Source organism: Variovorax boronicumulans, from assembly GCF_040544675.1.
GTDB lineage: Bacteria > Pseudomonadota > Gammaproteobacteria > Burkholderiales > Burkholderiaceae_C > Variovorax > Variovorax boronicumulans_D.
The window spans coordinates 109,102-133,445 of record NZ_JBEPKK010000003.1 but is presented as its reverse complement, the minus strand read 5'-3'; the positions used below and the strand labels follow the sequence as shown (position 1 = coordinate 133,445).

Below are 24,344 nucleotides of genomic sequence, written 5' to 3'. Positions count from 1 at the left end.
GGATGGGTGTTCTGGGTGCGAAGAATCGGTGAGCCGTTGTTGCGTGCGCTCAATGCGAGAGATGCAGTCCGCATTCGCGGTTGTCTTCGCCCTTGGTCGGGTCCACGTAGTCGAAGTTGTTGGGCAGGCCGTGCGCCGTGCAGTATTCGTACAGATCCTTGGACGACCAGTGCAGCAGCGGCGCGACCTTGATCAGGCCGTCCGGGTTGACGCTGACCGGGTCCATCTGCGCGCGCACGGCCGTGTCGGTGGCGCGCAGCGCGGTGAACCACACCTTCGGTGCCGTCTCGCGCAGCGCGCGGGCAAAGGGCTCCAGCTTCACTTCTTCGGTGAAGGCGGCATGGCGCGGATCGTCCAGCGCCGGCGTCGGGCCTTCCACTGCCTCGCGGTGCGCGCGCGAGCGGCGCGGCAGGTAGATGTGCAGGTCCAGGCCCAGCTGCTTCGTCACCTCGTCGGCGAAGCGGTAGGTGGCCTCGGTGTTGTAGCCGTTGTCCATCCAGATCACGGGCACGTCTCGCTTTGCGCGCGTGACCATGTGCAGGATCACGGCCTCGAACGGGCGGAAGTTGGTGGTGATGATCGCGGGCTGGCCCAGGCCGATGGCCCAGTCCACCAGGCCTTCGGCGTTGCGGCCGAGGTCGGCGTTGATGCGTACGAGGTCGAGGCTCATGTCGATGGTTCCGATGCGGGGCTCAGTTGCCGGCGGCGAAATGCGGTGCGATCTGCACCGCGTCGCCCTGGTAGAAGGCAGAAAAGCGGTCGAACTGGCGCTGTGCGTCGGAAGCGTCCACGCCTTCCTTCAGCACCGCGCTGGAGAAACCGGTGCGTTCCATCTGCACCAGCTGGTCGATCAGCACGTCGCCCGTGGCGCGGATGTCGCCCGTGAAGCCCAGGCGGCGGCGCAGCAGGAAGGCCTGGCTGTAGGCGCGGCCGTCGGTGAACTTCGGAAAGTTCAGGTCGATGCGCTCGATGTCGGCCAGGCACACCTCGATGGCGAACGGGTCGGCATCGTTGGCCAGTTGCAAGACCTTCGGATCGCCGTCGTCGATGTGTTCTTCGGCCGAGAGGATGTTCAAAGTCCGGTTCATGCTGCTTCCTCCACCTTGAATCGCGCACCGTTGGCCGCCGCCTTGAACGGGTCGGGCCCCACGCGGCGCAGCGTGTCGATGAAGGTTTCTCCCGACACACGCGTGTCGCGGTAGGTGGTGAGCACGGCCTCGATCACGCCCGGCACTTCGGCCGCCGAGAACGAGGGCCCCACGGCCTTGCCGGCCATCGGCGCGCCGCTGAGCGTGGAGCCATCGGAGCCGCCCAGCGACACCTGGTACCACTCCTTGCCGTCCTTGTCGACGCCCAGGATGCCGATGTGGCCGCTGTGGTGGTGGCCGCAGGAGTTGATGCAGCCGCTGATGTGCAGGTCGATTTCGCCCAGGTCGTCGAGCTCGTCGAGGTCCTGGTAGCGCTCGGTGATCGCTTCGGCGATCGGGATGGAACGTGCGTTCGCCAGCGAGCAGAAGTCGCCGCCGGGGCAGGCGATCATGTCGGTCAGCAGGTGCACGTTGGCGCTCGCGAATCCGGCCGCGCGGGCGGCGAGCCACAGCGCGTGCAGGTCTTCGGCATGCACCCAGGGCAGCACCACGTTCTGGTCGTGCGTCACGCGGGCTTCGCCGGCGGAGAAGCGGTCGGCCAGTTCGGCGAGCGTGTCCAGCTGGTCGGCGTCCGCATCGCCGGGCGCCTGCTTCAGGCGCTTGAACGACAGCGTGACGGCGCGCAGCGCGGGGTTCTTGTGCGGCGCCACGTTGCGGGCGAGCCAGCGGGCGAACTGCACGTCGTCGGCGGCGTAGGCGCGCAGCTCGGCTTCGGTTTTCTCGGCGCTTTGCAGCACGCGGGTGGCCAGCGTCGGCGGCACGAAGGAGGCGGCCACGCGGTCGTACTCTTCCTGCGTGATGGTGTGCGGTGCGCCGTCGTGTTCGAGGATCTGCTTGTACTCGGCCTCGACGTCGTCGATGTAGCGCTGGCCTTCGGCCTTCACCAGGATCTTGATGCGCGCCTTGTAGATGTTGTCGCGGCGGCCATAGCGGTTGTAGACACGGATCACCGCTTCCAGGTAATTCATGATCTGCTGCCAGGGCAGGAACTCGCGCAGCACCGTGCCGATGATCGGCGTGCGGCCCATGCCGCCGCCCACCTGCACGCGGAAACCGATGTCGCCGGCTTCGTTCTTCACCACATGCAGGCCCACGTCGTGCCAGCCGGTGGCGGCGCGGTCTTCGGTGGCGCCGGTGATGGCTATCTTGAACTTGCGCGGCAGGAACGCGAATTCAGGGTGCAGCGTGCTCCACTGGCGCATGATTTCCGCGAACGGACGCGGATCGGCGATTTCGTCGACGGCGATGCCGGCGCGCTCGTCGCTGGTGATATTGCGGATGCAGTTGCCGCTGGTCTGGATGCCGTGCATGTCGACCGAAGCCAGCAGGTCCATCACGTCGGCCGACTTGGCCAGCGGAATCCAGTTGTACTGGACGTTCTGGCGCGTCGAGAAGTGGGCGTAGTGGGTCGGGAGCTTGTGGCTGCCCATGCCGCCCTGGATTTCGAGCGCCTTCCGGTAGACCTCGGCTTCCGGCTCGTCGTATTCGCGAGCGATGCGGGCCAGCACACGAATCTGGCGGCTCGACAGCTCGCCATAGGGCACGGCCACGCGCAGCATGGGCGCGTAGCGCTGCACATACCAGCCGTTCTGCAGCCGCAAGGGGCGGAACTCGTCCTCGGGCAACTTGCCCTTTTGCCAGCGTTCCAGCTGGTCTCTGAACTGGGCGGCCCGTTGGTGAACGAATTGGCGATCGAATTCTGTGTATTGGTACATCGTGCGGTATGTCTTGAAGAAGTGCGGTGCCGAACCTGAAACGGGGCGCCCCAGCAAGAAGCCGAGATTCTGGGAGCGGGCCTTATGGAAGCAAACGATTTTTTGGTTCGCGCTTTATGCGGATAAGCTAATTCGCCAATGGCCATGCGGGTTTGCGGGCGGTTGGATGCTTATTCTGGATAAAGGAGCTCGGGGGTTTCGGCGCTGGATTTTATTGGGTTGAGTTTTTTTGCGGTGCGCTGGGTTTGCTTTCCGAGGCCGGGTCTCGGCCCGGCGGCCGACCTACTTTTCTTTGCTTCGCCAAAGAAACGTAGGCAAAAGAAAGGCGACCCCGCTGTCTGCGACCCCTCCGCTGCGCTACGGGGCAACCTGCGGTGCTCGCGTTTCGCGGGGTCCGCAGAACTCGCCTGCGGCTCAAACAGCTGCGGCCCTGATCCGCGAAACGCTCCGCTCCTCGGCGCAGCCAGAGGGGAGGGGGCACCGTTCGGGCCGTCGCTTCGCTCGGCCCCTGGTTTCAGTCGGGCCTTCGCTTCGCTCGGCGGACGGGGCTCGCTCCCTCTCCCCAACGGGAGAGGGAGTAAAACCTGAGGCCGAGCGCAGCGACGGCCCGCATCGCGTCGAGCGCCGAGCGCAGCGATGGCCCGTCCCAAGCCCTTCTGGGTGTGCCGAGGAGCGCAGCGGTTCGCGGATCAGGGCTCGCAGCTGTTTGAGCGAAGCGAGTTCTGCGAGACCCCGCGAACCGCGAGCACCGCAGGTTGCCCGTAGCGCAGCGGAGGGACACACACAGCAGGGTCGCCTTTCTTTTTCCTACTTTTCTTTGGCGAAGCAAAGAAAAGTAGGTCGGCCGCCGGGCCGAGACCCGGCCAGCAGCCCTCAGCAGAGAGCACGCACCCTCAACGCAACATCGAAGACATAGCCGAACAGCAATTCAACATCCGCACAGCCGCTTCCACCGTCTCAGCGTTGAAGCGCAACCTGACCCCATCCAGCCGCTCGAACGCCGGCCACTGGCAGAACAGATCAGCCAGCGCCGGCGACTGCGTGCGCAGCGTCACCACCTGCGGACCTGCAAAGACCAGCGGACTCGCTTTGCCGCGTTCACCCAGCGCCTTCACCACACCAGCCCGGATGGCCAGCCGCGCCTGCTCAGGCGACAGCGAAACCCCGCTGTTGCAGCCCGTCGCCTTCTTCGCCTCCACAAAAGTCGCATGCGGAAACAGCGGCCGGTTCTCGGCAATGAACACGTCGTCGCCGCTCCCCATCACCACCGGCACGCCGTACTCGCCGGCCAGCGCGCCATAGAGCCCGGCCTCGCCCAGTTCCTGCTCGCCCAGCCAGACGCCCGCAAAGGCAAAGCTGTTGATCGTGTGCGCGAGGATGCCGCGCCCCTGCGCGCGCGAGTGGTAGCCCACCATGCAGACCGCTTCCACGCCTTCTTCCTCCACGCCCGCCACCATGCTGAGGTAGCGCGGCTTGCCCTGCACCACGCGGGCGCGCGGATCGAGCACATCGGCCGGCATGTTGCGAAAACCGCCGTGCGAATCGTTGACCAGCACCTCGGTGGCGCCTGCTTCGAACGCGCCGGCAATCGCGGCGTTGGCCTCCTGGGCCATCCACAGGCGGGCACGTTCGAACTCGGGGTTCCCCGGCCGCGTCTGCTCGTGGTGATAGACGCCCGCAACGCCTTCGATGTCGGTGGAGATCAGGACTTTCATGAGTGGGCGTGCAATGCTGCTACTGGGGAGGAGGAAGAAAGACAGGAAGGAGGCAGCACGTCGAACAGCGCCGCCCGGTGGTTGCCGTCGCGGCCCGTCACCGGGGTGGCGCGCCACAGCGCATGAAGGATCGCCTGTTCGGTGCTGTCGGCCGCGGCCTGGAAGAGGCCGTCGAGCAGGCCGTCGTGCACCATCGCAATCGCCGGCATCGGCCGATCGACGCGATCGGGCACGGTGTAGGCGGTCGAGAAGGCCAGCACGATGTCGCCGCTGCCATGGCCGAAGACCGAGCCGGTGCGCGCCAGCCCCGCGCCCGCGCGCAGCGCCAGGCGGCGCAGTTGCCGCGCATCGAGCGGCGCGTCGGTGGCGACCACGATGATGATCGAGCCCTTCTCGGGTTCCCTGCATTCGGCCGTGCTTTGCGCGGCCAGGCGGTCGCCCACCGCGTGGCCGGCCAGCACCAGTTGCGGCTGCCGCCCGTAGTTCGCCAGCACCAGCGTGCCCACGGTATGCACATGGCCGTGCAGCGCGGACACGCGCCGCGAGGCGCTGCCGACGCCGCCCTTCAGCTGGAAGCTCGACATGCCGCGCCCCGCGCCCACCGAGCCCTGCGGGAAGTCGGTGCCTGCGCCGGCAAGCGCCTGCAGGTAGTCGGCCTCGGTCACGGCCAAGCGCTGGATGTCGTTGAGAAAGCCGTCGTTGCACTCGAACACCAGCGGGTTCACCGTCGACAGCGAACGGCCGCTCTCGGGGTTGGACGCAACGCAATGGCGGATCTGCGCGGTGGCCACCGTGCCGACCGAAAAGGTGTTGGTCAGCGCAATCGGCGTCTCCAGCACGCCCAGCTCGGCCAGCTGCACCAGCCCCACGCTCTTGCCGAAGCCGTTGAGCACCACGGCCGCGGCCGGCACCTTGTCGCGGAATGGATCGCCCGCATGCGGACGGATGACGGTCACGCCCGTTTGCACGGGGCCGTCGTCCAGCGTCCGGTGCCCGACCGTCACGCCCTCGACGTCGGTGATGGCGTTGCGCGCACCCTGGAGCAGGTGGCCGATGTAGGGCAGGGGAGTCGAAGCCATGAAAGAAATAACGAAGCTACTCGCGGTCGATCTTCGGATCGAGCGCATCGCGCAACGCATCGCCCAGCAGGTTGAAGGCCAGCACTGTGAAGAAGATGGCCAGGCTCGGAAACAGCGCCACGTGCGGCGAGGTCACCATGTCGGCGCGGGCTTCGCTGAGCATCGCGCCCCACTCGGGCGTCGGCGGCTGCGCGCCCATGCCCAGGAACGACAGGCTCGCAGCCGTGATGATCGAGGTGCCCACGCGCATCGAGAAGTACACGACGATCGACGAGATCGTGCCCGGCAGGATGTGCCGCACGATGATGGTCCAGTCCGACGCGCCGATGCTGCGCTCGGCCTCGATGTATGTCTGTTGCTTCAACACCAGCGTGTTGCCGCGCACCAGGCGTGCGAAGGCCGGCACGCTGAACACAGACACCGCCACCACCACATTGGTCATGCTGCTGCCCAGGATGGCCACCACGCCCAGCGCGAGCAAGATGCCGGGAAAGGCGAAGAGCACGTCGGAGATGCGCATGACGATGCGGTCCCACCAGCCTTCGTAGTAGCCCGCCAGCAGCCCGAAGGCTGTGCCGATGAAGCCGCCCACCAGCACCGACAGAAAACCCGCCGTCAGCGAGATGCGCGCGCCCGCCAGGATGCGGCTGAAGATGTCGCGACCCAGCGGATCGACGCCGAACCAGTGCGTGGCCGAAGGCCCGCTGTTCAGCATGTCGTAGTCGAAGAAGTTCTCCGGGTCGAAGGGCACGATCCACGGTGCGAACACCGCGATGAACACCAGCAGCAGCACGAAGGCCGCGGCCACGATGCCCACGGGTTGCTTCTTGAAGCGGCGCCAGCACTCGCCCCAGGGCGTACGCACCTTGCCGGCGCTTTGAAGGGTGGCGACCGGGGAGGTCGGAAGAACGATGTCGGCTGGCGCGCCGGAAGCTTGCGTCATGTCGGCGTGCTCACTTGTATCGGATGGTGGGGTTGATGTAGCCGTACAGCACATCGACCACGAGGTTGATCAGGATGAACTCGAGCGAGAACAGCAACACCAGCGTCTGGATGACGGGGTAGTCGCGCATCTGCACCGCGTCGACCAACAGGCGCCCGAGGCCCGGCCAGTTGAAGACCGCCTCCACAAGAATGGAGCCGCCCAGCAGAAAGCCGAACTGCAGGCCCATCATCGTCACCACCGGAATGAGCGCGTTGCGCAGCGTGTGCTTGAACACCACGCTGGATTCGTGCACGCCCTTGGCGCGCGCGGTGCGCACGAAATCTTCCTGGATCACCTCGACGAACGAGGCGCGCGTGAAGCGGGCCACCACGGCCGCCACGGCCGCGCCCAGCGTGATCGAGGGCAGGATGTAGTGCTTCCAGGTGGCGGCGCCCACGGTGGGCAGCCAGCCCAGCTGCACCGAAAAGATCTGCATCAGCAGCATGCCCAATGCAAATGCGGGAAAGGAGATGCCCGACACCGCCAGCGTCATGCCGATGCGGTCGGGCCATTTGTTGCGGTACACGGCAGAGACGATGCCGATGCCCATGCCGAAGATCACCGCCCACACCATGCTGGTGATGGTCAGCATCACCGTCGGGAAGAAGCGCTCGCCGATTTCCACCGACACCGGCCGCCGCGTGCGGATCGAGGTGCCGAAGTCGCCTTGCAGCATGTGGGTGAAGAAGCTCACGAACTGCTGCGGCAGCGGCTTGTCCAGCCCGAGCTCGGCGCGGACCATGGCCACGGTCTGCTCGTCGGCCTCCTGGCCGGCTGCCAGGCGCGCGGGGTCGCCGGGCAGCATGTGGACGAACAGGAACACCAGCACGGCCACGATGAGCAGCGTGGGGATCAGGCCCAACAGGCGTTTGAGAAAGTAATTCAGCATGGGGTGCAAAGGGCAGTGGTGCGAGGCTTCGACAAGCTCAGCCCGAACGGTTGTTGTCTACATGGATCCGTCGTCAACAACCATCCGTTCGCACTGAGCTTGTCGAAGTGTTGGCGCAAGGCTTCGACAGGCTCAGCCCGAACGGCTCCTGGTCAGTTCCTCAATTGGAGACAGCGATGGCGTCGATGTTGATGTTCGCGTCAGGCATCACGAACACACCCGACAGACGCTTGGCGTGTGCCGACAGGTTCTGCTCGGTCACCAGCGGCACGCGCGGCAGGTCCTTGCGGATCTCGTCCTGCGCGGTCTTGTACAGCGCGGCCTTTTCCTTGTCGTCCACCGTGACCAGCGCCTTGGCGAGCGCGGCGTCCACCACGTCGCTCTTGTAGAACGACATGTTGTTCAGCTTCGGTGCCCACGACTCGGAGGCGAACAGCGGGCGCAGGCCCCAGTCGGCTTCACCCGTGGACGACGACCAGCCCGTGTAGTACATGCGCACCTTGGCCGTCTTCGGATCGGGCCATGCATCCACCTGCTCGGTGCGCTGCCCCACTTCGAGCGCCTGCACCTGCAGCTTGATGCCCACTTGCGCGAGCTGCTGCTGCACGAACTGAATCGTCTTCTGGCTGGTCGTGTTGTTGTAGGCGCTCCAGAGCACCGACTCGAAACCGTTCGGGTAGCCGGCTTCGGCCAGCAGGGCCTTGGCCTTCTTCACGTCATACGGAATCGGCGCCATCTTCTCGGCGAACTTCACGCCCTGGGGCATCACGCCTTGTGCCGGGAAGGCATAGCCGCCGAACGCAACCTTCGACAGCGCTTCCTTGTTGATCGCGTAGCCGATGGCTTCGCGCACCTTGGGGTTGTCGTAGGGCTTCACCAGCATGTTGAAGGCCAGGAAGCGCGTGATGATCGAGGGCGAAGCCACCACATCGAGCTTGTCGCTCTTCTTCAGCAGCTCGGCCTGCTCGTAGGGAATGGGAAACGCAAAGTCGGCTTCGCCGGTCTGCAGCATCGCGGCGCGCGTGTTGTTCTCGAGCACCGGCTTCCATTGCAAGTTGTCGATCTTCGGGAAGCCCTTCTTCCAGTAGCCGTCGAACTTCTTGGCCTTGATCGCGTCGGTCTGCTTCCACTCCACGAATTCGAAGGGGCCGGTGCCCACGGGGTGGAAGGCGATGTCCTTGTTGCCCCACTTCTTGAGCGCGGTGGGCGAAATCATCGCGGCCGATGCGTGGGCCAGCGAGTTGATGAAGGGGCCGAAGGGCTCCTTGAGCGTGATGCGCACGGTGGTCGGATTCAGCGCCTCGACCTTGCCAACGCGGTTGAACTGGTTGTAGCGCAGGAGCTTGTTGTCCTGGTTGAGCACGCGGTCGAGCGTGAACTTCACGGCTTCGGCGTTGAAGTCGGTGCCGTCATGGAACTTGACGCCGCTGCGCAGCTTGATGGTGTAGACCAGGCCGTCCTTGGAAACGTCGTAGCTCTCGGCGAGCACGTTCTGCACCTTCAGGTCCTTGTCGAACTGGAACAGGCCTTCATAGAAAGTCTTGGTCACCGCGGTGGTGATGGTGGTGTTGGTGTTGTACGGGTCCAGCGTTTCGGGCTGGTAGCCGATGGCCAGCACCACGTCTTTGGCGGCCAGCGCCGTGCCCGATGCGGCGAGCACGGCCAGGCCCAGCAGTGCGGATGCCCATCGCAGGGAGGAAGAAGATGGCTTCATGGGAGAACTCCAGTCGGTTCGAGAAAAAAGCAGGAGGGCCTGCGGGTTGAAAAACAGTTCGGGTTCAGAGCGTCAGAAGGCGCCGCCAATGGCGTGCCGCGCAACGAAGTGGCCGGGTGCCACCTGCACCAGCGGCGGCACATCGGGCTCATCGCCCACGGCGCGAATCGGGCTGGGAATTTCGCCTTCGAGCAGTGCGCGCGGCTTGTGGCGGCGCGACGGATCGGCCACCGGCACCGCCGCCATCAGCTTGCGGGTGTAGGCGTGCTGCGGCGCTTCGAACACGGCGCGGCGCGGGCCGATCTCCACGATCTGCCCCAGGTACATCACGGCCACGCGGTGGCTGATGCGCTCGACCACGGCCATGTCGTGCGAGATGAAAAGGAATGCCACGCCCAGCTCGCGCTGCAGGTCGAGCATGAGGTTGACGATCTGCGCCTGGATGGACACGTCCAGCGCCGACACCGATTCGTCCGCCACCACCACCTTGGGATTGAGCGCGAGCGCGCGCGCGATTGCGATGCGCTGCCGCTGTCCGCCCGAGAACTCGTGCGGATAGCGCTGCGCCACTTCCGGCGGCAGGCCCACCTTCTGCAGCAGCCAATCGACGCGCTTCTGCGCCTCGGCACCCTTGGCGATGTTATGAATCAGCAGCGGCTCCATGATCGAGAAGCCCACCGTCACGCGCGGATCCAGCGAGGCGAACGGATCCTGGAAGATGAACTGGATGTTCCGGCGCAGCGCCTGCAGCTCGCGCGTGGGCAGCTCGCGGATGTTCTGGCCGCCGAACTCGATGGCACCGCTCTGGCTTTCGACCAGGCGCAGCAGCGAGCGGCCGGTGGTCGACTTGCCGCAGCCCGATTCACCGACCAGCGCCAGCGTTTCGCCGGGGTAGAGGTCGAAGCTGATCTTTTCCACCGCATGCACGCGGCGCTTCACGCGGCCGAAGAGTCCGCTGCGCACATCGAAGCGGGTGACGAGGTCGCGCACGCGCAGGATCGGGCCGGCCTCTTCGCGCACGGTGGTCTGCGGCGTGGTGTTGGTGCAGGGCACGGTGTCGGGGCTGCCCTCGGTGCGCAGCAGTTCGAATTTGGCCGGCAGGTCCGTGCCCTGCATCGCGCCGAGCTTGGGCACGGCCGACAGCAGTGCTTTCGTGTAGGGGTGCTGCGGCGCCGCGAACACGGTGTCGGAGCTGCCTGCCTCGACCTTGTCGCCGCGGTACATCACGAGCACGCGGTCGGCAATCTCGGCCACCACGCCCATGTCGTGCGTGATGAAGAGCACGCCCATGCGCATCTCCTTCTGCAGCTCGCGGATGAGCTGCAGGATCTGCGCCTGGATCGTCACGTCCAGCGCGGTGGTGGGCTCGTCGGCGATCAGCAACTGCGGCTTGCACGACAGCGCCATCGCGATCATCACGCGCTGGCGCATGCCGCCCGAGAGCTGGTGCGGAAAGCGGTCGAGCACGTTGCGCGCTTCGGGAATGCGCACCAGTTCGAGCATGCGCAGTGCCTCGGCACGCGCGGCCGTGTTGTCCTTGTGCTGGTGGATGCGGATGGCCTCGGCGATCTGCTCGCCGGCGGTGAACACCGGGTTCAGCGAGGTCATGGGCTCCTGGAAGATCATCGCGATGTCCGCGCCGCGGATGCCGCGCATCGTGCCGTCGCGCGTCTGGGCCAGGTCGAGCACTTCGCCGTTGCGGCGGCGAAACGCCATGCGCCCGCCGAGGATGCGCCCGCCGCCGTGCTCCACCAGCCGCATCAGCGCCAGCGAGGTGACCGACTTGCCCGAGCCCGATTCGCCCACCACCGCGAGCGTTTCGCCGTGGTCGACGTGGAAGGAGAGCTTCTTGACGGCATCGACGGTGCGCTCCGAGGTCGAGAAACGCACGGTGAGGTCGTCGACGGCGAGAACGCGGCCGTCCGGCAGGTTGAGGGCAGGGGAGGACATGGCGGTGTGAAAGAAAGAGGGCGTGTGGGTCAGGCGAAGATGGCCGTGATGGGCGCTTCGTCGCCGCGCGCGTGGCCGCGGTACATGCCTTCGGTGTTGAAGGCGAGGCTCAGGTTGCCGTGGCGGTCGACGGCAATCAACCCGCCGGTGCCGCCAATGGCGGGCAGCGACTGCTGCACCACCGCGTGCGTGGCCGCTTCTAGCGTTGCGCCGCCGTAGGCCATGCGCGCGCAGATGTCGTAGGCGGCGGCAACGCGGATGAACATTTCGCCGCTGCCGGTGCAAGAGACGGCCGCCGTGCGGTCGTCGGCGTAGGTGCCGGAACCGATCAACGGCGTATCGCCGATGCGGCCGACGCGCTTGTTGGTCATGCCGCCCGTCGACGTGGCGGCGGCGAGGTGGCCGTGCATGTCGAGCGCGACGGCGCCGACAGTGCCGAATTTCTTGTCTTCGTCCAGCGGCGGCGTCATGGCGGCGCCTTCGTGATCGGTGACCACGCGGCCGGTGTCGCGCACGCGGTAGAGCTGCTGGCGGCGCGCCTCGGTGGAGAAGAAGAAGGGCTCGACCATCTCGAGGCCGTGGTCGCGTGCGAAGGCTTCGGCGCCCGCGCCGGCCAGCAGCACATGCGCGCCGTCTTCGAGCACTGCGCGCGCGGCGCGCACCGGGTGGCGCACATGGCTCACGCCGGCGATCGCCCCTGCGGCGAGCGTGGCGCCGTCCATCACGGCGGCATCGAGCTCGTGGGTTTCTTCGTGCGTGAAGACCGCGCCGTGGCCCGCGTTGAAGAGCGGGCAGTCCTCGAGCATCTCGACGGCGAGGCAGGTGGCGTCGAGCGCGGACGCGCCCTTGAGCAGCGCGGCCTGCGCGGCACGCACGATGTTGTTCAACGCGTCGTGGTACGCCTGCGCCTGCGCGGTGCTCGTGGTTGCGGCGCTGATGGTTCCGGCACCGCCATGGATGGCGATGACGGGGGTGGTGTTCTTCATCGGGAAGCTTTCTTCTTTTTCTTGGCGGTGTCGTTCGGCGCCATGGCATCGGGGGAGCGCGCGGCCGCGCCGTCGATGCGGGGCAGCCCGTTCGCGCCGTGCAACCAGGGCCGCAGCACTTGCAGCGTGCGGCGGGCCGATTGCACCGGGTCGGGTGCGCGCAGCGCGACCGCGCTGGTCAAGGCCTCGACCAGCGCGAGCACGCTGGTCTCGCAGTTCGGGCGGTAGTTGGTTTCGGTCTGGCAGTAGAGCGCCACGTCGGCCAGCGGCGCGATCGGAGAGGTCGGGCGGTCGGTGAGCGCGACCACGCCGCAGCCTTGTTGCCGTGCAATCTGCGCGAGCATCACGGTGTCCGTCAGGTAGCGCGGAAAGGTGAGGCCGATGAACACGTCTTCGGGGCCGGCGTGCATCAGTGCGCGGGCCGCATGCGTGACGCCGCTCACGCCCGGGAGCAGGCGAACGTCGCGGCAGCTGCTGTCGAGGCCGTGCTGCAGCAGGCCTGCGAGCCAGCCGCTGGCGCCGAAGCCCGCGATGTAGATGGATCGCGCCTGGCCGATGCGCTCCACCGCGGCTTCGCATGCGGTGTAGTCCAGCGTCTGGCGCGTGGCTTCGATGTTGCGGCGGCTCTCGTCGAGCGCGGTGGCGAACACCTCGGCCACGGTGGTGGGGTGCTCCAGGTTGCCGCGCAACCGCTCGACGGGCGCCACCAGCGATTCGAAGCCGCGCACGAGCTCGGCGCGGAAGGTGGCGTAGCCGTCGAAGTCGAGCGCACGGGCGAAACGGTTGGCGGTGGCCACGGAGACGCCGACCGCAGCCGCGAGCTCGTCGATGGGCAGCGTGGCGACCTGCAGCGGGTGCTCCAGCACGAAGTCGGCGACCTGCCGGTGCGAACGCGTCAGCCGCGGCAGCGCCTGCGCAATGCGCTGGGCCACGGTGGTGCCTGGGGTGTCGACGTTGGTGCTCATGCGGGGGCGGTGCACCTTTTTGGGGTGCGGTTTGATGTAAGGCAGTTTACAAATATAAGTCAGAAATGAAAATTTACTGTCATTTTTGGTTGAGTACGCAAAATGCGGGCCATGGCGAGGCGGCTTTTTGACAGGGGACTTTGTGGGCTTTGGCGGGGGCGCCCGGCCTGCGGTACAGCCCCAACAGCCCCGCTGTGCCGGCCGCTTCGCGGCTCCCCTGCGGTGCTCGCATTTCGCGGGGTCTCGCAGAACTCGCCTGCGGCTCAGACAGCTGCGAGCCCTGATCCGCGAAACGCTGCGCTCCTCGGCGGCACAGAGGGGCTGTTGGGGCTGTACCGCAGGCCGGGCGCTTGCTGGGGGGTGGATGCCGATGCCCTCTGGACCGCGACCGAGTTCGCAGAGTTCGTCATCTGGCTTGAGGGGCGCCTTTGAATCGTCGCAACGAAAACAAAGGAATTAATCGACTTCGCCAAATGCATAGCGACGTTGACGCTACGTACGGTGTGCGGTGAGTATCCCGACCGGTGCGTCTTTGCGCCGGAGCAAAAAAGGGATCGATATGCGTCTTGAATGGCTTCGCCGCGCGCTCGCGGTGTTGGGCAGCTGCGTGGTTCTGGCTGGCGTCTCCGCCTGTGGTGGCGGGGGCGGCGGCGGGGGTGGTGGTGGCCTGCCGATACTGCCGCCGACGGGCGGCGGAGCCGTTCAGCCGGCACCATCGGCCAACGGTCGCGTGCTGACCGAAACCTTCTCGTCAAGCACGAACGGCGTGCGCTATCCGATCGAGGTCTTCATCCCAGCCGCCTACGACAGCAGCAGCGATGCGGTTCCCATCATCTATGCCCTGGACGGCGACGCCACGAACGGCCTGCCCGATACGCGATTCACTAACCTGAAGAACGTCTTGCTCAAGCGTGGAACGAAGGCCATCCTCGTGGGCATCGGCAACAGCGCGCGGCGGCAGGAGGACTACAACTTTCCGGGCGCCAATGCGTACCACACCTTCCTCGTGAAGGAGCTGGTTCCCTACATCGAATCGAAGTACCGGGCCGACCCGAAGAAGCGGATGCTCACGGGCCTGTCGACCAGTGGCAACCTGGCAGCCACGGCATTGTTCCTGGAGGCGCCGGACAACCTGGTCTTTTCGTATTTCATTTCCGTCGAGGCCGCGTTCTGGCAGCAAGAGGGCCAGAACAACGAATTGGAAAAGAAGATGTTCGATGCCCTGGCGGGCAGGCCGCTGCCGGTCACCCTGATCCTCGCGCACTGCGTGAGCGGGTGCAACGAACTCTTTGTGAAGGCGATGTACCGCCGCATGTCGGACCGGCATTACGCGGGGCTGGAACTGATCGATACCGAGTTCAATTCCACCCACGTGGGAACGGATGTTCTGGCGTTCGATGACGCCATGGCGCGAATCTTCAAGTAAGCGCTGTTGCGCTCGCCGCTACCCCTGCGCTTCGAAGCCGGGGGCCTGTTGCACTTCGGAAGGCTTGTAGATCTTGTGCTGCGCCGCAGGCCCGACCGCGTCGGCCACCACCAGCAAGCGCCAGAGCGGCTCGCTCTTGGAACTGGCGTTCTGCTCGGCAGTGAGGCCGAATTTCGGCACCGACGAAGAGGTGCCCTTCACCACGACCCGCAGCAGCGTTGCGCCCTTGGCGTTGGACACCTCGATGTCGTAGCCCAGGTTCTGCGCGGTCACGTCCTCGGCCTTGTAGCCGTAGCCCTTGAAATGGCGCATGACGTAGTCCGTCGCGGCGGCCTGCACTTCTTCGGGCGAGGAGACCTGCTCGGGTTCTTCGTCTTCCGGCTCGGTCGCATCCGCAACCTTGCGCCGTGCCTTGGCGGCCGCCTGAATTTCTTCTTCGCTGGGAACCCAGCCGCGCGGACCGCGCACCAGCACCGCGAGCAACTGGTCGGAATTCCAGCTGGCCACATGCCATTCGGAATCGTCGCGCACGCGCGTGGACACCTTGGCGTTCTTGTTGCTTTCCAGTTCGACGATGGCGACCCGGTTGGTCTGCAGCACGGCCCGGAAGCCCTTGTCCGCGTCGAAGGTCTTCTTGAGCAACGTCACGCGGTCCTTGGCGCGCTGCACCTGGTGGGCGCTGCGCGGGCCGCCGCCTTCGCGGTGCTGGGTGTCCAGCGATTCGAGGCAGAACCAGCGTCCGCCGGCGCCGACGTTCACCAGTTCGGCCCAGATGGTGGCGATGACGTTGTCGCCCGTGGCGAGCCAAGCGGAATCGAAAGGCTTTTCCCGCGCGTCGAACACCCCCATCTTGGCGACGATCTCGACCGGCGTGAGCCGCGGGCCCGAGAGGCGCATCTCATCGATGACGGCGAGTACCTTGGGGTCGACTTCCTTGTCCATTCGGCGGGTTTCTTGTGGCGAGTTAGGGGGGAGGGGAGTATGCCGTATCGACTACGGCGCTTTTTGCATGAACACGCTGAACGGATCGTCCGGGTAGTCGCCGAACCGGCCGCGCCGCGCATACCCTGCGCGCGCATAGAAGGCCAGCGCTTCGGGCTGGCTGATGCCCGTCTCCAGCATGAATGCGGTGCAGCCCCTCGCCGCGGCTTCGCTTTCTAGAAAGGCCAGCACCTTCGCGGCGATGCCCTGCCCACGGTTCTGCGGCCGCACGAACATGCGCTTGAGTTCACCGTATTCAGGCGCGACGACGATGGCGCCGCAGCCGAGGGCCGTGCCCTGCGCGTCGCGCGCCACCGCGAACAGCACGTTCGGCGCGCTCAGCGCGGCGATGTCGATGCCGTAGTGGCTCTCCGGCGGATAGAGCGGCTTCTGGTATGCATCGAGGTCGTCGATGAGCTGGATGACATCGGGCTGGTCGGGGTTTTCGAGTGAGATCTGCATCGGGCGAAATGCTAACCAATGGCCGATGCCGACAAAGCCCGACTCGCAACGCGGTTCAGCGCCAAGGCCAACAATGACTCCCATCGCAGGAACACAGACAGACAGACAGGCAGGCAGGCCTGCCGCGTCATCCATCCATCCATTGCTTGAAGGAGAACCACTTTGGAATACCGTCATCTGGGCAAATCGGGCCTCAAGGTCCCCGTGTTGAGCTTCGGCACCGGCACCTTCGGCGGCAAGGGCGAATTTTTCAGCGCCTGGGGCAGTACCGACGTGGCCGAGGCGCGCAAGCTCATCGACATCTGCATCGACGCGGGCGTCAACATGTTCGACAGCGCCGACATCTACTCCGACGGCGCGGCCGAATCGGTGCTCGGCGAGGCCATCAAGGGCCGCCCGCGCGACAAGCTCATCATCTCGACCAAGGCCACCTTCCGCAGTGGCGACGGGCCGAACCAGGTGGGGTCGTCGCGCCATCACCTGGTGCAGGCGGTCGACGCCGCGCTCAAGCGCCTGGGCACCGACTACATCGACCTGTTCCAGCTGCACGGCTTCGATGCGAGCACCCCGGTCGAGGAAACCGTGTCCACGCTCGACGACCTGGTGCGCGCGGGCAAGCTGCGCTATGTGGGCGCCTCGAACTTCTCGGGCTGGCACCTGATGAAGTCATTGGCGGTGTCGGAGCGCTACGGCTATTCGCGCTATGTGGCGCACCAGGCCTACTACTCGCTGGTCGGCCGCGAGTACGAATGGGAGCTGATGCCGCTCGCGCAAGACCAGGGCGTGGGCGCCGTGGTGTGGAGCCCGCTCGGCTGGGGCCGCCTCACCGGCAAGATCCGCCGCGGCCAGCCGCTGCCGGCCAACAGCCGCCTGCATGTGACGGCCGACCAGGGCCCGCCGGTGCCCGACGAGCTGCTGTACCGCGTGGTCGATGCGCTGGAGAAAGTGGCGGGCGAGATTGGCAAGACCGTGCCGCAGGTCGCGCTCAACTGGCTGCTGCAGCGACCGACGGTGTCCAGCGTGGTCGTCGGTGCGCGCGACGAGGCCCAACTGCGCCAGAACCTGGGCGCGGTGGGCTGGAACCTCACGCCCGCGCAGGTCGCCGAGCTCGATGCGGCCAGCGCGACGACGCGGGCCTATCCGTACTGGCACCAGCAGGGATTTCTGGAGCGCAATCCGAACCCGGTGTGAACGGGTTCAAGCCGGTGTCAGTCCCAGCACCCACTGCTTGAAATGCTCCAGCGCGCCGGAGGCCGGACGGCCTTCGGGGTACGCGAAGTAGTAGCCCTGGGTCACATCGAGATGCCGGTCCACCGGGATCACCAGTTCGCCGGTGCGCAGCTCGTGCGCGATCAGGATGCGCGGCGCCAGGCCGATGCCCATGCCGGCCGCCGTGGCTGCCACGACCATCGTGAAGAGCTCGTAGCGGGGGCCGCGCGAGGCATGCACCGTGTAGTCCCACCCCTGCTGCGCATACCAGTCGCGCCAGGCATGCGCGCGCGTGCTCAGGTGCAGGTGGCGGCAGCGCTCGAAACCCGCTTCGTCCCACGGCCCGTGGGCATCGCGAAAGGCGGGGCTGCATACGGGCACCATCTCGCCCTCGGAAAAGATCAGCCCGCCGCGCGTGTTGGGCCAGAACTGGTCGCCGAAATAGATGGCCGCGTCGTAGGCGTTCTCCTGAAAGGAAAAGGGCTGCGAACGCGCCGACAGATTCACCGTGATGTTCGGATGCAGCCGGCTGAAATCGGGCAGCCGCGGAATCAGCCACTGCGTGGCAAAGGTGGGCACCACGGCCAGTTCCAGCACAAAGCCCATGTCATGGCCCGCGCTGATCTCCAGCGTGTCGCGGCGGATCTGGTCGAGGTGGCGGCGAATGCGCGCGGCGTACTCCCGCCCCACGTCGGTCAGCGTGAGCCTGCGGCGCACGCGCGAGAACAGCGGCACGCCCAGGCGCTGCTCCAGCATGGCCACCTGCCGCCCGACCGCGCTTTGCGTCAGTGCCAGTTCGGCCGCCGCGCGCGTGAAGCTCCCCAGCCGCGCCGACGCCTCGAAGGCCTGGAGCGCGCCGAGGTTGGGAATGTCTTTTCTCATGGCGCTATTCTGCGTGGCGCGCGCGCCCCTCCCTGCGCGCGGGCAGCAAGGAAAGGCATCTCATGCGTCGTGTGGTGATCGTCGGCGGCGGGGCCATCGGCTCGGCCATTGCCTATTTTCTGACTCGGGCATCCGAGGGCGAAGCCTTCGATGTCACGGTGGTCGAGCGCGACTTCTCATACAGGCAGGCGTCGTCGGCCCTGTCGGCGAGCTCGATCCGGCAGCAGTTCTCCACCGCCATCAACATCCAGATGTCGCTCTACGGCATCGACTTCTTTCGCCATCTGGGCGAGACCTTGCGCGTCGGCGACGACGTGCCCGACATCGGCCTGGTCGAACCCGGCTACCTCTACCTGGCCTCGCCTGCGGGCGCCGACGTGCTGCGCGAGAACCACGCGATGCAGAAGACGCACGCGGTCGATGTGGCGCTGATGACGGCCGGCGAACTGAAGGCGCGCTTTCCGTGGATCTCGACGGAGGGTGTCGAACTCGCATCGCTGGGCCTGTCGGGCGAAGGCTGGTACGACGGCTACAGCCTGCTGCAGGCCTTTCGCAAGAAGGCCGCATCGCAGGGCGCCCGCCATGTGCAGGCGCATGCGACGGGGCTGCGGCGCAACGGGCGCACAGTCACCGGCGTGCAGCTCGACAGCGGCGAGACGCTGGCAGCCGACGTCGTCGTCAATGCAGCAGGCGCCTGGGCCGCGAAGGTGGCCGAGTGGGCAGGCATCGACCTGCCTGTGCGCGGCCGGCGCCGCAGCGTGTTCAGCTTCTCGTGCCCCGACACGTTGGCCGGCTGCCCGCTGATCATCGACACCTCGGGCATCTGGTTGCGCCCCGAGGGCCGCCAGTTCATCTGCGGCTTCGCGCCGCCCGAAGACCAGGACCCCGACGACGCGCCGCTCGAAGTCGAGTACAGCGCTTTCGACGAATTCATCTGGCCCGCGCTGGCCGAACGCGTGCCCGCCTTCGAGGCCATCCGAATGACCGGCGCCTGGGCCGGTTACTACGAGATGAACCTGTTCGACCACAACGCGATCCTCGGTTTGCACCCGGACTGCGACAACCTGTTCTTTGCCAACGGCTTTTCGGGGCACGGCCTGCAGCAATGCCCGGCGGCGGGGCGCGGCATCGCCGAGTTGATCCGCTTCGGCGAGTACCGCAGCCTCGATCTTTCGCCGGTCTCGTTTGCCCGCATCCTGGAGAACCGGCCGTTGCTCGAGAAGAACGTCATCTAGGTGCGCCGCAGGCAGGGGCGTACCATGCCCGCCAGAGAGGTACCTCCATGACTGCACAGACATTGACAGCGACCGCACAGGCGCTGCTCGCCGGCGACAAGGGCTTGCTCGCGATGGACGAGAGCAACGCCACCTGCAACAAGCGCTTCGCGGCGCTGGGCATTCCGCAAACGGCGGAGGCCAGGCGCGACTGGCGCGAGCTGATCGTCACCGCGCCGGGTCTTGGCGACAGCATCGGCGGCGCGATCCTGTTCGACGAAACCATCCGGCAGACCACGAACGCGGGCAAGCCTTTCGCCCAGGCGCTGGCCGACGCGGGCATCGTGCCCGGCATCAAGGTCGACATGGGCGCGAAGGCGCTGCCCGGCCATCCCGGCGAAACCGTGACCGAGGGCCTCGACGGCCTGCGCGAGCGGCTGGCCGAGTACGTCGCCATGGGCGCGCGCTTTGCGAAATGGCGCGGCGTGATCGCCATCGGCGACGGCCTGCCGAGCCGGGCCTGCATCGACGTCAACGCCCATGCGCTGGCCCGCTATGCGGCGCTGTGCCAGGAAGCCGGCGTGGTGCCCATCGTCGAGCCCGAAGTGCTGATGGACGGCGGCCATTCGCTCGCGCGCTGCGCGGAGGTGACCGAAGCGGTTCTGCGCGAGGTGTTCGTCCAGCTGAATGCGCAGGGCGTGCTGCTCGAAGGCATGCTGCTCAAGCCCAACATGGTGCTGCCGGGGCAGGGCAGCCAGACCCAGGACAGCGTGGACGCGGTGGCCGAGGCGACGGTGACTTGCCTCTTGCGCACGGTGCCTGCCGCGGTGCCGGGCATCGCCTTCCTGTCCGGCGGCCAATCGGCACAGCTGGCATCCGCACGGCTCGGTGCGATGAATGCGAAGTTCAGGTCGCGCATGCCCTGGGCGCTGAGCTTTTCGTTCTCGCGCGCCGTGCAGCAGCCGGCACTGGACCTCTGGAAAGGCCAGCCCGCAAATGTCGCGCAGGCACAGGAGGCGCTGGTGTTCCGCACGCGCTGCAACCAGGCCGCGCGACGCGGTACCTACGACGCGCAGGCCGACGCACCGCGATGAACCGAAAGAAGCAATGACTGCCCAGGACCTGTACGCGCAGAAGCGCGTTTCCGCCGCCGATGCCGTGCGCCTGGTGCGCAACGGCGACATGATCGTCGTGCCGACCGGCGTCGGCGAACCACCCGCGTTGCTCACGGCTTTGTCGGAGCAGCGCCGCGATTTCCGCGACGTGAAGGTTGCGCAGATCCTCGCGATGCGCAAGTACGCCTACATCGACCCCGAGACAGTGGAGCATGTGCGCCACGTCGCGCTGTTCTTCGGCGGCGCCACGCGCGCGGGCGGGCAAGCGGGCTGGATCGACTTCATTCCCAACTACTTCTCGGAGATCCCCGCGCAGATCGAGCGCGGCCAGATTCCCGCCGAGGTGGTCTTCAGCATGGCCTCGCCGATGGACGCGCACGGCTACTTCGCCGTGAGCCTGGGCGCCGACTACACGATGGCCGCCATCGCCAAGGCGCGCGCGGTGGTGCTGGAGGTGAACCCGAACGTGCCCTTCGCGCATGGCAACTGCCATGTGCACATCTCGCAGGTGGCGGCGCTGGTCGAAAGCGATGCGCCGGTCATGGAAGTGGGCCTCCCGAAAATCGGCCCGGTGCAGGAAGCCATCGGCAAGCATGTGGCCGACCTGATCGACGACGGCTCCACGCTGCAGATCGGCTACGGCGGCATTCCCGATGCGGTGGTGATGCAGCTCACGCACAAGCACGACCTGGGCATCCACACCGAGATGATCGGCGACGGCATCCTGAAACTGATCGAATGCGGGGCGGTCACCAACCGGCGCAAGAACTACCTGCCCGGCAAGACCGTTGCCACCTTCGCGCTGGGTTCGGCCAAGCTCTACCGCTACATGGACCGCAACCCGTCGCTGGAGATGCATCCGGTCAACTTCACCAACGATCCGGCGCTCGCCGGGCTCAACGACAACCTCATTGCGATCAACGCAACCCTGCAGATCGACCTGTTGGGGCAGTGCGGCTCCGAGAGCCTGGGGCATGCACCGTACTCGGGCACCGGGGGGCAATCGGACTTCGTGCGCGCGGCCAACCGGTCGCGCGGGGGCAAGGCGTTCATCGTGCTGCCTTCGACGGCAAAGGACGACAGCATTTCCCGCATCGTGCTTTCGCTTTCGCCCGGCACCCATGTGAGCACCAGCAAGAACGACATCAACTACGTGGTCACCGAGTACGGTGTGGCGCAGCTGCGCGGCAAGTCGGCCAAGCAGCGGGCGCAGGAGCTCATTGCGATCGCGCATCCGAAGTTCCGGGAGGACCTCACCGGACAGGCGAAGCGCGCGAAGCTGCTCTGATCAACCGGCCTTTGCCGTGCGCACCAGCGATGGCGTGGCCTTGTAGCTCTCCGGAAACAGCTTCTTCAGGTCGTCGATCTTCGGCATGTCGTTGATCACGATGTAGGGCTGGCTCGGATGGAGCGTGAGGTAGTCCTGGTGATAGTCCTCGGCCGCGTAGAAGGGCTTGGCCATCTCGATGGTGGTCGCCAGCGGCTTGCCGAAGGTCTTGGCCTGGTTCAGCTGCGCGATGTATTCCTTGGCGATGCGGGCCTGCTCGGCGTTCTCGGCGAAGACGGTGGAGCGGTACTGCGTGCCGGTGTCGGGGCCCTGGCGGTTGAGTTCAGTCGGGTCGTGCGCCACCGAAAAGTAGATCTGCAGCAGCTTGCCGTAGCTGATCTGCTTGGGGTCGTAGGTGATGCGCACCGATTCGGCATGGCCGGTGCGGCCCGAGCCCACTTCGTCGTAGCGTGCCGTCTTGGCGTCGCCGCCGGAGTAGCCCGACACCGCGTTGCTTACGCCCACGACGCGCTGGAACACGCCCTGCACGCCCCAGAAGCAGCCGCCAGCGAACACCGCGGTTTCTGTCTTGGCGGCGGCGGGCGCCACCAGATCGGCCGTGGGGGCCGGCACGCGCCGGGCCGGTTCGGCGAACGAGGGCACGGCGTACCAGACGAGGGCTGCGGCGGCCATGGCGCCTGCGGTGAGTGCAAGGGATTTCATGTGTGGTTGTCCTTTGAAGGCGGTGGGGTCGCTGACGCCGATGGATGCGACATTGCCGCCGAATCCATCGACCGTCAATGCCGGGCGGCTTACTTCTTCATTTCGTCCTTGCCCATGCTGTCTTTGGACATCGAATCCTTTTTCATGGCGTCCTTGGACATGGAGTCCTTCGCCATCGAGTCTTTCTTCATGCCGTCCTTGGCCATCGAATCCTTGGCCATGCCGTCCTTGGCCATGGTGTCCGCGGCAAAGGCCGAGGCGCCGGCAAAGGCCATGCAGGTGGCGAGGAGGGTTGCAGTGAGCTTGTTCATTGGGTAGTCCTTGAGTTGAGTTTCGGGGTTTCGTTCTTCAAAAATGGCACGGTCCCGGTGGAACACGGCCTCGCGCTTTCGTCGGCAGTCGAGTCGTCCTGCGGACGCCTCAGCTCCCTCCGAACCAGTTGTAGCCCTGGTCTTCCCAGTAGCCACCTGTGTAGGTGTTGGTGACGAACATCGCCTTGATGTGCTTGGGGTTCTTGTAGCCAAGCTTGGTGGGCATGCGCAGCTTCATCGGAAAGCCGTACTTGGGCGGCAGCGTCTCGCCGTCGTAGGTCAGCGCGAGCAGCGTCTGCGGATGCAGTGCGGTGGGCATGTCGATGCTGGTGTAGTAGTCGTCGGCGCACTTGAAGCCGACGTACTTGGCGGTGGTGTCCGCGCCGATGAGGCGCAGAAAGTCGGCAAAGCGCACGCCGCCCCATTTGCCGATGGCGCTCCAGCCTTCCACGCAGATGTGCCGCGTGACCTGGTCGTGCTGCGGCATGGCGCGCAGCTCGGGCAGCGTCCAGCTGCGCTTGTCGGCGACCATGCCGGTCACTTCGAGCTTGTAGGTGGCTTCGTCGACTTCGCGGATCTCGTCCCCGCCGTAGTAGGCGTTGAACGGAAAGGGCCGCGTGATCATCGATTCGGGGTAGGTCTCGGCCAGTTGCGTAGGGCTGAAGATGAGGCCCTGCACCTTGTCGTTGAAGCGCGAGATCTTCGAGAGCGCGGCTTCGACGTTCTTGTCGTCGCTGATGCTGCATCCCGTGAGCAGCGAGAGGCCGCCCAGCGTGAGCGAGCGCTGCAGGAAGGCGCGGCGCGCGGGCTGGTCGAGGTTCTTCGCGATCAGCGTGCGGGCCTCGCGCACCACGGCATCGCCGTCGATGCCGGTCATCTTGGGGGCTTTGAAGATTCTCATGTCAGGCTTTCGGTGCGCGGCCGCGGATCATGGTCAGAAGGGTGCGGGGCACGAGCGCCACCATCACCAGGTGCAGGGCCACGAAGGCAACGAGCGCGGCCATGCCGAAGAAGTGGATGCGGCGCGCAAACTCGTAGCCGCCCAGCAGGTCACGCAACACTGCGAACTGCACCGACTTCCACAGCACCAGGCCCGACAGCACGATCACCACGATGTCGAGCATCACGAACAGATAGGCCAGCCGCTGCACGCTGTTGTAGCGGCGCGGGTCGGCATGCGAGAGCTTGCCCTTGAGGGCGGCCAGCGCGTCATGCCAGATGCCGGCCGACGTGACCGGGAAGAACTTGCTCGCGAGCCGCCCGCTTGCGACGTTGATGGCGAGGTACACGAAGCCGTTGAACACCAGCAGCCACATTGCTGCAAAGTGCCACTGCAAGGCACCGCCGAGCCAGCCGCCGAGCGTGATCGCGTTCGGAAAGCTGAATGGAAAGAACGGCGCCGCGTTGTAGATGCGCCAGCCGCTGGTCACCAGCGCCAGCACCGCCAGCGCGTTGAGCCAGTGGGTGATGCGCATCCACAGCGGGTGGATGGGGCGGGCATCGGGTGCAATGCTTGCGAGGGCGGTGCTGTTCATGGGGTGAATTCTTGGACGCACCCCATGGCCGATTCATCACGCAAAGTTCAATTAATCGTGATAACTCCCGGGC

Annotated in this window: 23 protein-coding genes; 5 read left to right on the top strand and 18 right to left on the bottom strand. The window is 66.2% G+C overall.

Annotation, left to right across the window (positions count from 1 at the left end):
- Positions 1–49: 49 nt before the first annotated feature.
- The 11 genes from ABIC90_RS06530 to ABIC90_RS06480 form a co-directional block, all read right to left on the bottom strand.
- Positions 50–670 (bottom strand): phosphoadenosine phosphosulfate reductase domain-containing protein, encoded by a 621-nt coding sequence (locus ABIC90_RS06530; RefSeq protein WP_354353266.1) that lies wholly within the window; start codon positions 668–670, stop codon positions 50–52.
- Between the two features lie 22 nt (positions 671–692).
- Complete coding sequence (locus tag ABIC90_RS06525; protein WP_354353265.1) at positions 693–1,088, bottom strand: DUF934 domain-containing protein; 396 nt, start codon at positions 1,086–1,088, stop codon at positions 693–695.
- Positions 1,085–2,863 (bottom strand): nitrite/sulfite reductase, encoded by a 1,779-nt coding sequence (locus tag ABIC90_RS06520; RefSeq protein ID WP_354353264.1) that lies wholly within the window; start codon positions 2,861–2,863, stop codon positions 1,085–1,087. The genes ABIC90_RS06525 and ABIC90_RS06520 overlap by 4 nt, the downstream gene beginning before the upstream one ends.
- A gap of 893 nt (positions 2,864–3,756) precedes the next feature.
- The gene (locus tag ABIC90_RS06515) at positions 3,757–4,578 is read right to left on the bottom strand and encodes a M55 family metallopeptidase (protein ID WP_354353263.1); all 822 of its coding nucleotides are present in this window, start codon (positions 4,576–4,578) and stop codon (positions 3,757–3,759) included.
- The gene (locus ABIC90_RS06510; protein WP_354353262.1) at positions 4,575–5,657 is read right to left on the bottom strand and encodes a P1 family peptidase; all 1,083 of its coding nucleotides are present in this window, start codon (positions 5,655–5,657) and stop codon (positions 4,575–4,577) included. The genes ABIC90_RS06515 and ABIC90_RS06510 overlap by 4 nt, the downstream gene beginning before the upstream one ends.
- Positions 5,658–5,673: 16 nt before the next feature.
- Positions 5,674–6,600 carry a glutathione ABC transporter permease GsiD gene (gene gsiD, locus ABIC90_RS06505; protein ID WP_354353261.1) on the bottom strand — a complete coding sequence of 309 codons (927 nt, stop codon included), beginning with the start codon at positions 6,598–6,600 and terminating at the stop codon, positions 5,674–5,676.
- 10 nt (positions 6,601–6,610) lie between these two features.
- The gene (gsiC, locus tag ABIC90_RS06500) at positions 6,611–7,531 is read right to left on the bottom strand and encodes a glutathione ABC transporter permease GsiC (protein ID WP_354353260.1); all 921 of its coding nucleotides are present in this window, start codon (positions 7,529–7,531) and stop codon (positions 6,611–6,613) included.
- Positions 7,532–7,691: 160 nt separating this feature from the next.
- Positions 7,692–9,245 (bottom strand): glutathione ABC transporter substrate-binding protein GsiB, encoded by a 1,554-nt coding sequence (gene gsiB, locus ABIC90_RS06495; protein ID WP_354353259.1) that lies wholly within the window; start codon positions 9,243–9,245, stop codon positions 7,692–7,694.
- 72 nt (positions 9,246–9,317) lie between these two features.
- The gene (locus tag ABIC90_RS06490; RefSeq protein WP_354353257.1) at positions 9,318–11,195 is read right to left on the bottom strand and encodes a dipeptide ABC transporter ATP-binding protein; all 1,878 of its coding nucleotides are present in this window, start codon (positions 11,193–11,195) and stop codon (positions 9,318–9,320) included.
- A 29-nt stretch (positions 11,196–11,224) separates the two neighbouring features.
- Entirely contained in the window at positions 11,225–12,181 is a 957-nt protein-coding gene (locus ABIC90_RS06485; protein ID WP_354353256.1) for an isoaspartyl peptidase/L-asparaginase family protein, read from the bottom strand.
- Positions 12,178–13,146 (bottom strand): MurR/RpiR family transcriptional regulator, encoded by a 969-nt coding sequence (locus ABIC90_RS06480; protein ID WP_354353255.1) that lies wholly within the window; start codon positions 13,144–13,146, stop codon positions 12,178–12,180. The genes ABIC90_RS06485 and ABIC90_RS06480 overlap by 4 nt, the downstream gene beginning before the upstream one ends.
- A gap of 508 nt (positions 13,147–13,654) precedes the next feature.
- Here ABIC90_RS06480 and ABIC90_RS06475 point away from each other — a divergent pair.
- A complete protein-coding gene (locus tag ABIC90_RS06475; RefSeq protein ID WP_354353254.1) occupies positions 13,655–14,572 on the top strand; it encodes an alpha/beta hydrolase in 918 nt (305 codons plus the stop codon).
- A gap of 18 nt (positions 14,573–14,590) precedes the next feature.
- Here ABIC90_RS06475 and ABIC90_RS06470 read toward each other — a convergent pair whose 3' ends face one another.
- Both ABIC90_RS06470 and ABIC90_RS06465 read right to left on the bottom strand, forming a co-directional pair.
- The gene (locus ABIC90_RS06470) at positions 14,591–15,514 is read right to left on the bottom strand and encodes a protein NO VEIN domain-containing protein (protein ID WP_354353253.1); all 924 of its coding nucleotides are present in this window, start codon (positions 15,512–15,514) and stop codon (positions 14,591–14,593) included.
- A 51-nt stretch (positions 15,515–15,565) separates the two neighbouring features.
- A complete protein-coding gene (locus tag ABIC90_RS06465; RefSeq protein WP_354353251.1) occupies positions 15,566–16,015 on the bottom strand; it encodes a GNAT family N-acetyltransferase in 450 nt (149 codons plus the stop codon).
- A 162-nt stretch (positions 16,016–16,177) separates the two neighbouring features.
- Here ABIC90_RS06465 and ABIC90_RS06460 point away from each other — a divergent pair, with 162 nt between their 5' ends.
- On the top strand, positions 16,178–17,206 hold the full coding sequence (locus tag ABIC90_RS06460) for an aldo/keto reductase (protein WP_354353249.1): 1,029 nt from the start codon (positions 16,178–16,180) through the stop codon (positions 17,204–17,206).
- A 6-nt stretch (positions 17,207–17,212) separates the two neighbouring features.
- Here ABIC90_RS06460 and ABIC90_RS06455 read toward each other — a convergent pair whose 3' ends face one another.
- A complete protein-coding gene (locus ABIC90_RS06455; protein ID WP_354353248.1) occupies positions 17,213–18,106 on the bottom strand; it encodes a LysR substrate-binding domain-containing protein in 894 nt (297 codons plus the stop codon).
- A 62-nt stretch (positions 18,107–18,168) separates the two neighbouring features.
- Between ABIC90_RS06455 and ABIC90_RS06450 the strand changes: the two genes are divergently transcribed.
- Genes ABIC90_RS06450 through ABIC90_RS06440 form a run of 3 tightly spaced genes read left to right on the top strand, consistent with a single transcriptional unit; the run spans position 18,169 to position 21,723 of the window.
- Positions 18,169–19,341, top strand: coding sequence for an NAD(P)/FAD-dependent oxidoreductase (locus ABIC90_RS06450; RefSeq protein WP_354353247.1), 1,173 nt, complete (start codon positions 18,169–18,171; stop codon positions 19,339–19,341).
- A 47-nt stretch (positions 19,342–19,388) separates the two neighbouring features.
- Positions 19,389–20,414: a class I fructose-bisphosphate aldolase gene (locus ABIC90_RS06445; RefSeq protein WP_354353245.1), complete on the top strand. Its 1,026-nt coding sequence runs from the start codon at positions 19,389–19,391 to the stop codon at positions 20,412–20,414.
- Positions 20,415–20,427: 13 nt separating this feature from the next.
- Positions 20,428–21,723: an acetyl-CoA hydrolase/transferase family protein gene (locus ABIC90_RS06440; protein ID WP_354353244.1), complete on the top strand. Its 1,296-nt coding sequence runs from the start codon at positions 20,428–20,430 to the stop codon at positions 21,721–21,723.
- Here ABIC90_RS06440 and msrA read toward each other — a convergent pair whose 3' ends face one another.
- From msrA to ABIC90_RS06420, 4 genes are all read right to left on the bottom strand, one after another.
- Positions 21,724–22,425, bottom strand: a complete 702-nt coding sequence (gene msrA / locus ABIC90_RS06435; RefSeq protein WP_354353243.1) for a peptide-methionine (S)-S-oxide reductase MsrA — start codon at positions 22,423–22,425, stop codon at positions 21,724–21,726.
- An 89-nt stretch (positions 22,426–22,514) separates the two neighbouring features.
- Positions 22,515–22,736 (bottom strand): pentapeptide MXKDX repeat protein, encoded by a 222-nt coding sequence (locus ABIC90_RS06430; protein WP_354353242.1) that lies wholly within the window; start codon positions 22,734–22,736, stop codon positions 22,515–22,517.
- A gap of 109 nt (positions 22,737–22,845) precedes the next feature.
- Complete coding sequence (locus ABIC90_RS06425) at positions 22,846–23,637, bottom strand: molybdopterin-binding protein (RefSeq protein ID WP_354353241.1); 792 nt, start codon at positions 23,635–23,637, stop codon at positions 22,846–22,848.
- A gap of 1 nt (position 23,638) precedes the next feature.
- Positions 23,639–24,271, bottom strand: a complete 633-nt coding sequence (locus tag ABIC90_RS06420) for a cytochrome b/b6 domain-containing protein (RefSeq protein ID WP_354353240.1) — start codon at positions 24,269–24,271, stop codon at positions 23,639–23,641.
- Between the last annotated feature and the right edge of the window lie 73 nt (positions 24,272–24,344).